At 34.6% G+C, this 12,371-nt stretch carries 7 protein-coding genes; 4 read left to right on the top strand and 3 right to left on the bottom strand.

The genetic code is table 11. The features are described 5' to 3' along the window. Positions 1 to 134: 134 nt before the first annotated feature. The 3 genes from QLS31_RS12345 to rbfA all read right to left on the bottom strand — a co-directional run bounded on the left by QLS31_RS12345 (position 135) and on the right by rbfA (position 3,324). Complete coding sequence (locus QLS31_RS12345) at positions 135 to 1,562, bottom strand: MATE family efflux transporter (protein ID WP_282744119.1); 1,428 nt, start codon at positions 1,560 to 1,562, stop codon at positions 135 to 137. Between the two features lie 166 nt (positions 1,563 to 1,728). After that, positions 1,729 to 2,928 carry an FtsX-like permease family protein gene (locus tag QLS31_RS12340; RefSeq protein ID WP_282744118.1) on the bottom strand — a complete coding sequence of 400 codons (1,200 nt, stop codon included), beginning with the start codon at positions 2,926 to 2,928 and terminating at the stop codon, positions 1,729 to 1,731. A 3-nt stretch (positions 2,929 to 2,931) separates the two neighbouring features. Then, the gene (rbfA, locus tag QLS31_RS12335; protein ID WP_099714149.1) at positions 2,932 to 3,324 is read right to left on the bottom strand and encodes a 30S ribosome-binding factor RbfA; all 393 of its coding nucleotides are present in this window, start codon (positions 3,322 to 3,324) and stop codon (positions 2,932 to 2,934) included. A gap of 240 nt (positions 3,325 to 3,564) precedes the next feature. On the opposite strand from rbfA, the gene QLS31_RS12330 reads away from it, so the two are divergent. From QLS31_RS12330 to QLS31_RS12315, 4 genes are all read left to right on the top strand, one after another. After that, positions 3,565 to 6,714, top strand: a complete 3,150-nt coding sequence (locus QLS31_RS12330; RefSeq protein WP_282744117.1) for a UvrD-helicase domain-containing protein — start codon at positions 3,565 to 3,567, stop codon at positions 6,712 to 6,714. Between the two features lie 44 nt (positions 6,715 to 6,758). Next, positions 6,759 to 7,952, top strand: coding sequence for a glycine C-acetyltransferase (gene kbl / locus QLS31_RS12325; RefSeq protein WP_282744116.1), 1,194 nt, complete (start codon positions 6,759 to 6,761; stop codon positions 7,950 to 7,952). 133 nt (positions 7,953 to 8,085) lie between these two features. Further along, positions 8,086 to 9,519, top strand: a complete 1,434-nt coding sequence (locus tag QLS31_RS12320; RefSeq protein WP_282744115.1) for an OmpA family protein — start codon at positions 8,086 to 8,088, stop codon at positions 9,517 to 9,519. A gap of 65 nt (positions 9,520 to 9,584) precedes the next feature. Further along, a complete protein-coding gene (locus tag QLS31_RS12315) occupies positions 9,585 to 12,362 on the top strand; it encodes a PD-(D/E)XK nuclease family protein (RefSeq protein ID WP_282744114.1) in 2,778 nt (925 codons plus the stop codon). Positions 12,363 to 12,371: the final 9 nt, after the last annotated feature.

Here is a 12,371-nt window from a genome sequence, read left to right as displayed (position 1 = left end):
GAATAATGTTTCTTCAAGACTAATTCTGCGCATTCTAGCTTAAATGCGTAATCATACTTAACTTTTCTTTCCATAAAAAATGCCCCAAATAGTGTCTAACTTTTTGGGGCATGTTCATTGTTAAGCCTTTTTTGTTATACTTTGATGCGTTTCCACTTTCCTCTTTTGTAGAGAACAATACTTGCCAAAGTAATTGCGGTTTCGGCTATAGGAATCGCTATAAAAACACCTGTTGGTCCCATTTTATAATATTTGGATAATAAATAAGCCAATGGAATTTGGAACAACCAGAATCCGAAAAAATTAATCATTGTTGGAGTCCAGGTATCACCGGCTCCATTGAATGTATTGATTAACACCATTCCTATTCCATAAAAAACATATCCCAAGCACATGGTTTGTAATGCTTCAACGGCAATCTTTTGAATAATAAGATCATTTGTAAAAAATGAAATCAGGGAACTGGCAAAAAACAATGTGATAACTGTAATAATTGCCATAAAAATCACATTGTATTTTGCGGTGGTAAAAACTGATTTTTCGGCACGTTCAATTTTTTTGGCACCTAAATTTTGACCCACCAAAGTTGCTGCAGCATTACTTAATCCCCAAGCAGGAAGAATAAAAAACATCATGATGCGCAATGCCGTTTGATATCCCGCCGAACCATGATCTCCACCCGTTGTGGCTACTAATTGAGCCAAAAATATCCAACTACAGGAAGCAATTACAAATTGTAATACTCCAGGAGCAGCGATTTTTACCAATGCTTTTATTTGTTCCAAATCTGGAATGAAATAAGAAGGTATGATTTTTAAAATTCCTCTGCCATTAAATAAATGATACAATTGGTACAAAACACCAATACTTCTGCCTATAGTTGTTGCCATTGCGGCACCCATTAATCCAAAAGCAGGAATAGGTCCAAATCCATTGATTAATATGGGACATAAAATAATGTTGCAAATATTAGCCAACCAAAGACTTTTCATGGCAATGGCAGCATTTCCTGCACCACGGAATATTCCGTTAATAAGAAATAAAAGCATGATGCATAAGCTTCCGCCCATCATAATCCGAGTGAAGTTTAGCCCATATTCAGCAGCTTCAACAGAGGCTCCCATAAATAACAAAATATCTTTAGCGTAAATAAAACCAAAAATGCTGATTATTGTATTGATAACAAATGCAATAATAATGGCTTGCATTCCTGCTTTTGCAGCAGCGACAGGATCTTTTTCGCCAATTCGACGAGCAACAACCGCAGTAGCAGCCATACTAATCCCGATAGCAATAGAATAAACAATCGTGATTACCGATTCGGTTAAACCAACCGCTTGAATAGCATAACTGCTTTGCTCTAAATGACCAACAAAATATAAATCGACTAAAGCAAAAACGGATTCCATAAGCATTTCCAATACCATCGGAATGGCTAGAAGAATTACTCTTTTTTTGATGCTTCCAGACGTGTAATCAAAAGATTCATCTCCTTTGATAGCTTGTTTTAATGTTGTAAAAATTCGAGAAAATAAGTTTTTTTCTATTGTTGTTTCTGTCATGATAAATTAGGATTAATAAGATGGACAGTCCAGACGTATTAGCTGGACCTAAAAGTAAATAAAGTGGACCTAATTATTTTATAAATAAAGAAGGACTAGACAGAAACTATCATAGCGTTTAGATTTTAAGAAAGGTAAATGTAAATATTCTTTTTAATTAAAAAAATTAATCCAACAACTTCTTGCTCACGCGACTACTTGCAATTAAGGAAGCAATAAAGCCTAGTGCAACGATAGTTCCCATGACGATTAGTACGTTTTCGAGAGAAAAAATCACAGGATACGCCAGTGTAGGAGTAATCATGACCAACTGAAAATATTCTTGTAACAACACAATAATAATTCCTAAAACCAAGCCAATAATTCCGCCGAAAACACTTAGTAAAGTGCCTTGAAGCAGGAATATTTTTCGTAAATCCTTGATTTCGGTTCCAAGATTAAAAAGGGTTTTTAGGTTTCCTTTTTTGTCTAAAATCATCATAATTAACGCGCCAATCAAGTTAAAAAGCGCCACAACTATCACTAAGGTAAAAATTAAATACACGGCTATATTTTCGGTATTCAACATTTTATAAAGCGATTCGTTGAGTTGTGCCCTGTTTTTTACGGTGATTTTATTGTTGAAAATAGTTTGAAGTTGTTCAGTAATTGCACTTTCGTAAGCATCGGTTTTTGTCTTGATTTCAATCCCGGAAACCTGATTGGTTTTGTACTCCAATAATTCCTGCGCTAAACCTAAATCGGCAAAAACATATTTCGAATCTAAATCTTCACTGATTGCATAAATCCCAACAGGAATTAGATCCGTTTTGTTAAAAGCTTCTTCCGGATTTTCGATAGCGCCTTTTCCTGGCTTTGGAACTAAAACTTCTAATTGACGATTAAAATCAAGCAATCCCATGGAGAATTTTTGGGAAATTCCGTAACCCACCACCACTTGATAGGTGTCGGGTTTTAGCCATTGTCCGTTAAAAAGTTTTGTTTCTATGGCATTTACTTTACTGAAATTAGAATCAACTCCTTTCAAGTAGGTAACTTCCTGTTTTCCGTCAAAAGTGAATAAAACACGCTCTTCAATAATTTTAGTATACGAAACCAAGCCATCAATTTTCTTGATTTGGCTTTCTTGATTTGGAGAAATCAAAAAGGATTTTCCTAGAGTGCTGCTTATTTTTAGGTCGGGATCAATCTCATTCGTAAACGAAAGACTAAAAACTTTCAACCCGCTAAAAACAGATAAAACCACAAACAAAGCCATTGCGCCAACAATAATTCCCATGCTGGCAATGCGGTTGATAATATTGATAGCATTATTTTTACTATTGCTACGAATGTAGCGTTTGGCTATGTAAAGGGGAAAATTCAAATTTTATTGAAATCTGCGTTTGTCCAAAAGATCTCTGTTTTCTATAGGATTATCTCTGTTGGCTAAAGCATTGTCAATTTTTTCAATGTAATCCAAAGAGTCGTCAATAAAGAAAACCAAATTTGGAACTTTTCTTAATTGCAAACGAACACGTTGTGATAAATCATGCTTAATGTTTTTAGCATTGGACTTCACCGCCTCTAAAATCTCTTTTGCTTTGTCCTGAGGGAAAACGCTTAAATGCACTGTCGCTACTGATAAATCTGTAGTCACAGTAACCTTGGATACCGAAATGATTAAATTAGCCAATCCGTTTTTTCTCACTTCACCTTGCAGAATATCAACCAAATCTTTTTGGATAACCCCACCTATTTTTTTCTGTCTATTTGTTTCCATGCTGCAAAAATACTACTTTTAAGTTTTATCCCGAAGTTTCGGGACAAATTTTAAAAGTAACCTATTAATACGTGTGTTTTTAGAAGCTATTTCCTGCTGTTCACTATATCTTTTTATAAGGTGAAGAAAAATCACCTTATAAAAAGGATGCCGTTTCCATCAGGGCTAGGAGATTGAGAAATTAGGACGCTAATTCTAAATCAGAAATCTAAAATCGTTAATCAGAAATCTAAAATCGCAATGCAAAGACCTTCCTTTTCCATATACGATGCATCGGCCGGCTCCGGAAAAACCTATGCGCTTGTCAAAGAATACCTAAAAATCATCCTTGTAGCGCCAAAAAATGATGCCTACCGAAACATTCTCGCCATTACGTTTACCAACAAAGCGGTACACGAAATGAAAAGTAGAATCGTAGGCAGTTTATCCGAATTTGCTAAAGACGAACCAAGTGCAAAAGCGCAGGATTTAATGCAGGATTTATCCATTGACACGGAATTATCCATCATTCAAATTAAAACCAAATCACAGCAAATCATCAAGCATATTATTCATAATTATGCCGCTTTTGATATTTCGACCATTGATAAATTTACACATAAAGTGATTCGGGCTTTTGCGCATGATTTGAATTTGCCGATGACTTTTGAAGTCACATTGGACACCGAAAATTTATTGATAGAAGCCGTCGATGCTATTATTGCTCAAGCTGGAGAAGATGAAACATTAACAAAATTGTTAATTGATTTCACGATGGAAAAAACCGACGATGATAAATCTTGGGATATTTCTCGAGAAATCCTCGAAACGGGTCGGTTGGTTTTAAACGAAAATAACCGAAACGAAATCACCCATTTTCAAGATAAATCCATCACTGAATTTGTCGAAATTAAAAACAAACTTTCCGAAGCCTGCAAAGACTTAGAAAAGCAAACTATTATTTTTGCAGAAGAAGCGCTAACGGTAATTGATAAAAACGGAATTGATGTGAAATCTTTTTCCAGAGGGACTTTTCCAAATCATATTAATAGTATTCAACAAGGGAAATTCAATCCCAAGAATAAAACTTTTCATGAGTTTGATGATATTGCAATCAATAAAACGGCAAAAGATCGAGCGATTATTGAAAACCTTATTCCTGAATTTTTGCTAATTCTTACTAAAGTTTACACGGCTTTCGAAAAGATAAATTTCTATAAAGCGTTCCTGAAAAACATTACGCCATTATCATTACTAAATACCGTAAGTAATGAATTAGCCAAAATTCAGGAAGAACAAAATGTACTTTCTATTTCAGAATTTAACGCCATCATTCACCGAGAGATTCAAAATCAGCCTGCACCTTTTATATACGAACGATTGGGCGAGCGCTACCGTCATTTTTTTATTGATGAATTTCAGGATACGTCCGAAATGCAATGGCAAAACCTGATTCCGCTGATTGATAATGCGCTTTCGGGTCAGGATGATTTTGGAGTAAAAGGAACTTTGATGATTGTGGGCGACCCAAAACAATCCATTTACAGGTGGCGTGGCGGAAAAGCAGAGCAATTTATCGAGTTGAGTAAAGACCAAAATCCGTTCAATAACCCAGACAAAAGACTCGAACATTTAGATAAAAATTACCGCTCTTATTCGCAAATAATCGAATTCAACAATAATTTTTTTAAATTGTTATCGAATGAATTCGAACATTTGGATTATAAAGATTTGTATGAAAATCACAGCCATCAAAAAACGAATGACAAAACTGGTGGCTACGTAAATATTTCTTTCATTCCAAAAGTTGAAACTTCGGAAGATGAAGAAACTTTGGATAAAACCGATTTGTATGTTTTAGCGACATTAAATACGATTCAAAAAGTACTACAACAAGGCTTTCAATACAAAGACATTGTGATTCTGACTCGAAAACGAAGCCAGGGAATTGCGATTGCTAATTATTTGACCGAGCAACGGATTCCACTTTTGTCATCGGAAACTTTGATGATTCAAAATGCCACCGAAGTCCGATTAATTATTCATTTATTGAAATATTTGAAAAACAGTTCTGACTTGGAATCCAAAGCGAATTTCCTTCAATATTTAGGTCAAAACAGTCAGGATAAATTACCTATTCATGATTTTATCGCTCAAGGAATGGCGTTATTTCAGGAAATTGATTTCGAAAATTGGTTGGTGAGTTTCGATGTTTCGCTTTCGTTTCAAAACATTAGAAAAAAATCATTGTATGAAGCGGTGGAGACAATAATAACAAAGTTCCTGAACCCAAAAATTAGTAATGCCTACGTTCAATATTTCTTGGACATTGTTCTGGAACGAGACATTCGCAACCAAGCAGGGATTTCGGACTTCTTAAATTTCTGGGATAAAAATGCGGAGAAATTCAGTATTCCGTCTCCGGAAGGGACTAATGCAGTTCGGATTATGACGATTCATAAATCGAAAGGTTTGGAATTTCCGGTTGTAATTTTTCCTTTTGCGGAGGAAGATTATAGTCTAAAGCCAAAAGATAAATTATGGCTCAACGCGGAAGAACAGGATTTTGGTTTGCCAAAAGTGTTGATTGATAATAGTAAAGCGGTGGAAGGATTTGGAGTTGAAGCTGCGGAGGTTTATAATCAAAAAAAGCAGGAAGAATTATTAGATAACATCAATGTTTTATACGTTGCTTTGACAAGAGCTGAGGAGCAATTGTATGTGATTTCGAATATGAATTTATCCAGTAAAGGAGAAATTCCAAAGAATAATATGTGTAGTTTTTTTATTAATTATTTGGATAATAAAGTTGGGTTTGATGAAAATAAATTGGAATATGAATTTGGAAATCCAGCGAAATTATCTTCAGTAAAACAACACATCGACACTTCAAAAACGATTCCTTTGGTTTCTGAAATTCTAAATCCAAAGAATATAAAAATTGCGCAGCGTGAAGCATTAATGTGGGGAACGCATCAGCAGGAAGCTATAGAGTATGGAAATGTAATTCATGAAATTCTGTCTTTTGTGAAAACTAAAAACGATGTTGATTTGGCAATTACAAAGTCTATTGAAAACGGATTGATAACTTTTGATCAAAAAGAAATAGTTTTTAATACGATTCAAGAAATTGTCAATCACAGTGAATTAGGAATTTGTTTTGCTGAAGGGAATGAAGTTTTGAATGAACAAACTATTATTCAAAAAGAGGGTAAGACCATTAAACCAGACCGAATGGTTTTAACAAAAAACAAAGAAGTTTTGTTGCTGGATTATAAAACGGGAACACACAATGTGAAATACAAACAGCAATTGGAAAATTATCAAACGGCAATTGAGTTAATGGGATATAAAGTGATAAAAAAAGCACTTATATATATAGGAAAAGAAATCGATGTAGTAAATTTGTAGCCTGAGATATTTATAAACATAAAACGAATTAATAAACACTAACAATGTACGGAAAAATAAAAGAACATCTTCAAGCAGAATTACAGACTATTGAAGATAATGGAATTTTCAAAAAAGAAAGAATTATTACTTCGCCACAAGGAGCCGAAATTACTATTTCTACAGGGGAAACTGTTCTGAATTTTTGTGCCAATAATTATCTTGGATTATCATCACATCCGGAGGTTATTCAGGCTGCTAAAGACGCTTTGGATACTCATGGCTTCGGAATGTCATCAGTTCGTTTTATTTGTGGAACTCAGGATATTCACAAAACATTGGAAAGAAAGATTTCTGAATTTTATGGTACTGAAGATACTATTCTTTACGCTGCTGCTTTTGATGCTAACGGTGGGGTTTTCGAACCTTTATTAGGGGAAAACGATGCGATAATTTCAGATAGTTTAAATCATGCTTCTATCATAGATGGTGTTCGTTTGTGTAAAGCAGCTCGATATCGTTATGAAAATAGCAATATGGAAGATTTGGAGCAACAATTAATAAATGCTTCAGAGGCTGGAACTCGTTTCAAATTAATTGTTACAGATGGTGTTTTCTCTATGGATGGCGTTGTAGCTCCTTTGGATAAAATCTGTGATTTAGCAGATAAATACGATGCGATGGTTATGGTAGATGAATGTCATGCTGCCGGATTCATTGGTGCAACCGGAAAAGGAACACTCGAGGCAAAAGGTGTAATGGGGAGAGTAGATATTATTACCGGAACATTAGGCAAAGCACTTGGTGGCGCAATGGGAGGCTATACGACTGCCAAAAAAGAAATTATTGAGATACTACGCCAACGTTCCAGACCTTATTTGTTTTCTAATTCTTTGGCGCCAGCTATTGTTGGAGCTTCTATTAAAGTTTTTGAATTATTAGAAAAGGATACTTCATTGCGTGATAGATTGGAATCGAATACTAATTATTTCAAAGACGGGATGAAAAAAGCAGGTTTTGATTTCATTGATGGGGATTCTGCTATAGTTCCGGTTATGTTATATGATGCAAAATTGTCACAAAAAATGGCAGATGAGCTTTTGAAAAAAGGGATTTATGTTATAGGTTTCTTCTTTCCGGTAGTCCCTAAAGATAAAGCAAGAATTAGAGTACAGTTATCTGCAGCACATACAAAAGTACATTTAGACAAGGCTATCAGTGCTTTTGTTGAAGTTGGCAGAATGTTAAATGTTATATAATTTTGATTTGAAGTTATATAATTTCCACTTTTGGCAGTTTTTATAGGTTTTTTTTAATATTTAGTTTTGTAGTTAAAAATTTACGCATTACTTTTGTTTATAATTAACTAAATTGTAATTAAAAAAATTAAGTATGAAACATCTTAACAAACTTTTAGTTGCTGTAATGATGGTGATGGGATTAAGTTCTCACGCACAAGACAGTAACAATCCATGGGCAGTCTCTTTTGGAGTTAATGCCGTTGACACTAAAACTAGTGCTGGTGGAGGACACAATTGGCTAGATCAACATTTTTCTCAACCGTTTGCGATTAAAGACAACTGGAATATTCTTCCTTCGGTATCATACCTTAGCGTATCGAAATACGTAGGCGATAATTTCTCATTTGGACTTTCTGGTTCTGTGAACAAAATCGATAAATATGTGAAATTTGCTCCAACTGCAGTAGGTCATGATTCTCGTGGATATGTAGTTTCTAACCCTGGTGATTTGATGTACTACGGTGTTGATGCAACTATTAAATATAGTTTCATGAATTTAATCAATTCTAAAGTTATTGATCCGTCTCTATCTGTTGGTGGAGGTTATACTTTCTTCGGTGATAGTAGTTTCGGAACTTTAAACCCAGGTGCTGGTTTAACTTTTTGGTTTACTGAAAATGTTGGTTTAGAACTTGCAACAAAATATAAAAAATCTTTTGGTGATAGAGAAGATGCAGCTGGTGTTCCTGATGCTCCATCACATTTTCAACATTCAGCTGGACTTATCTTCAAATTCGGAGGTAAAGATACAGATGGAGATGGAATTTATGACAAAGATGATGCTTGTCCAGAAGTTGCTGGTTTAAAAGAATTCAATGGTTGTCCTGATACAGACGGAGATGGAATTCAAGATAGTGCTGACGCTTGTCCAGAAGTTGCTGGTTTAGCTGCATTGAACGGATGTCCTGATACAGATGGAGATGGAATTGCTGATAAAGATGATGTTTGTCCAGAAGTTGCTGGTTTAGCTGCATTGAAAGGTTGTCCTGATACTGACGGAGACGGAGTAGCTGATAAAGATGACAAATGTCCAACTGTTGCAGGTCCTAAAGAAAACGCAGGTTGTCCTTGGCCAGATACTGATGGAGATGGTGTTTTAGACAAAGATGACAAATGTCCAGAAGTAAGAGGTACTGTTGCTAATCAAGGTTGTCCAGAAGTTTCAGAAGAAGTTATGAAAACTTTAAATAACTATGGTAAAATTATCTTGTTTGATTCTGGTAAATCTACTTTCCAAAAAGGAACTTATACAGTTTTACAATCAATCACTTCAATCTTAAAAGAATATCCTTATTCAAGATTCATGATCGAAGGTCACTGTGATAGTGATGGTAGTAATGAACTTAACCAAACTTTATCTGAGAACAGAGCTGCTGCAGTTAAAAATTATTTAATTGAAAACGGAATTGCTGCTGATAGACTTAGATCTACAGGTTTCGGAGAAACTAAACCAATTGCAACTAACAAAACTGCAAAAGGAAAAGCAATGAACAGAAGAGTTGAAATATCTTTGATTAAAGAATAATTTCTTTCTAAAATATTTATGGAAAACGCCTCGATTTATCGAGGCGTTTTTTTTATTTTTATAAAATGACAAATACTTCTTTTTTAGATAAAATAGCCTCAGTTTTAATTGAAAATTACTCAGGCAATCTTTCCAATACGATTGTTGTTTTACCAAACAAACGAGCCAAAATATTCCTGATTGAAGCGCTAAAAAATCAGGTTACGACAAATATACTTTCTCCCGAAATTATAAGTATTGAAGATTTTGTTCAAAATATTGCAGGTATTCGCACCATAGATCCCATTGAACTATTATTTGAATTCTATGAAGTCTACTTATCCATTACCGATAAAGCAAACCAACAAACGTTTGAATTGTTTGCCAATTGGGCAAAAACGCTGTTACAAGATTTTAATGAAATTGACCGCTATTTATTAGAGTCATCACATGTTCTTTCGTATTTGAAAGATATCGAGGATATTAAAAAATGGGGAATTGAAGTCGAAAATAAAACGGTATTATTAGAGAAATATATCGATTTTTGGAAATTACTACCCAATTATTATCAATTCCTTTATACTCATTTACTGAATAAAGGAATCGGATATCAGGGATTAATTTATCGTGAAGCGGTAAACAATTTAAACCATTTTTCGAATTCAGTACAAAGTAAACAATTCCTGTTTGCCGGTTTTAATGCATTAAATGCAGCCGAAGAAAAAATAATCCAGCACCTTATCGCTTCTGATCAGGCCAAAATATATTGGGACGTAGATCAAACATTTCTCAATGATCCGTATCACGATGCAGGGCTGTTTGTGCGACGTTTCAAAGAAAGTTGGAAACATTATAAATTACATCCGTTTGAATGGATTGTAAATGATTTTTCGCAGACTAAAAACATACAGGTTATTGGAACGCCAAAAACAATTGGTCAGGCCAAAATAGCCGGAAGTATTATTGAGAATGTCATTAATGAATCCCGAAGCCTTGGGACTGACGGGAAGTTGGATAAAGTGGCTGTGGTTTTAGGCGAGGAAAATCTTCTGGTGCCGCTTTTATATTCGTTACCGTCAAGCGTTGGTGCTTTGAATATCACAATGGGATATTCAAGCAAGAACAATCCAGCCCAGATTTTGATTGCAAAATTATTCAAAATGCACACGAATGCGTTGTCCAGAAATGCCAAAAGTTATGTCTTGTATTACAAAGATGTTTTGGATATTTTGACACATCCTTTGGTGGAACCGTATGCGAAAACCAGTGCGCTTGTCCATACTATTAATCAAAATAATTATACTTTTATTACGCATCATAAATTGATGGAATTGAATGTAATTCCAAGCGAGTTGTTTCTCTTGTTATTCCAAAAATGGGAAAATGGTTCGATTCCGGTATTAGAGACTATTTCTAAATTATTGCAAACTATAAAAGAAAATTTAAGTAACGACAACGAAGAAGAAAAAATCACTAAGGCTTTTGTCTTTGCCATTTTCAAAGTCATCAATAAACTGATTAATTACTATTCCAAGCACGAACACATCGATAAAATAGAAACACTTTATGCGATTTACAAACAAGTCATTGATTTAGCCGAAGTTTCTTTTGAAGGAGAACCTTTGAATGGTTTGCAAATTATGGGAGTCTTAGAAAGCCGTGTTTTGGATTTTGACACCGTTATTGTCACTTCATTGAATGAAGGGAAATTTCCGGCGGGGAAATCACAAAATTCTTTTATTCCGTATGATGTGAAACGCGAACTAGGTTTGCCGACATTCAAAGAAAAAGATGCTATTTATACGTATCATTTTTATCATTTATTGCAACGGGCCAAAAACATTTACTTGCTGTATAATACCGAAAGTGAAGGATTGGATGCGGGTGAAAAAAGCCGGTTCATCACCCAATTGGAAGTCGAAAAGCAAAAAAATCATACATTGACTCACGAAATTTATAATGCTGTTTTACCCGAAACAGCGTATCAACCGATGGTAATTCCAAAATCGGAAAGTGTGATGGTGCGATTGAGAGAAATTGCCGAAAAAGGGTTTTCTCCATCGGCATTGACGAGTTATATCCGTAATCCGATTCAGTTTTATTTCCAGAAGATTTTACGCATCAGCGAAGTCGAAGAAGTAGAGGAAAACATTGCCTTGAATACGTTGGGAACTATTATCCACGAAACCCTAAAAGTTTTGTACGAGCCTTTCATTGGTAAATTTATTTCGGAAAGTGATATTCTAAATTGTTTCAAACAAATTGACGCTGAGGTTTTGGAGCAATTCAAATTGGTGTATAAAGAAGGCGAAATCAAAAAAGGTCGAAATTTATTGGCGTTTGAAGTTGCTAAACGAAATGTTTCGAATTTCTTAAAAGTAGAACTGGAAAGTATCAAGAACGGAGATGCAATAAAAATTTTAGGGTTAGAACAAACTTTCGGGCGACCATTACATCATCCTAATTTGCCTTTTCCGGTATTGATAAAAGGAAATGTGGACCGAATTGAAGAACGCAACGGAATTATTCGAATCATTGATTATAAAACCGGAAAAGTAGAAAAAGCAAGCGTCACTTTGAAATCTTGGAAAGGATTAACCGAAGACATTAAAAGCGATAAAATCATTCAGGTGCTCGCGTATGCTTATATGTATGAACATGAGGCAAAAGGAAAGCCAATTGAAGCAGGAATTATTTCTTTTAAGAATTTAAAGGCAGGTTTTCTTCCGTTTAATTTTAAAGAAGACAAAGAAATAAATTCGATTATAAATGAAGAAATTTTGACTAATTATTTAGAACAAATGGTTCTTTTGTTGAGCGAAATTTTAGACGAGAATATTCCTTTTGAAGAGAAAATAATTTAAATAGAATTC

The sequence above is a fragment of the Flavobacterium sp. XS2P24 genome (assembly GCF_030010285.1).
GTDB lineage: Bacteria > Bacteroidota > Bacteroidia > Flavobacteriales > Flavobacteriaceae > Flavobacterium > Flavobacterium algoritolerans.
The sequence above is the reverse complement of the archived record's forward strand: the minus strand, read 5'-3'. Positions and strand labels throughout refer to the sequence as shown.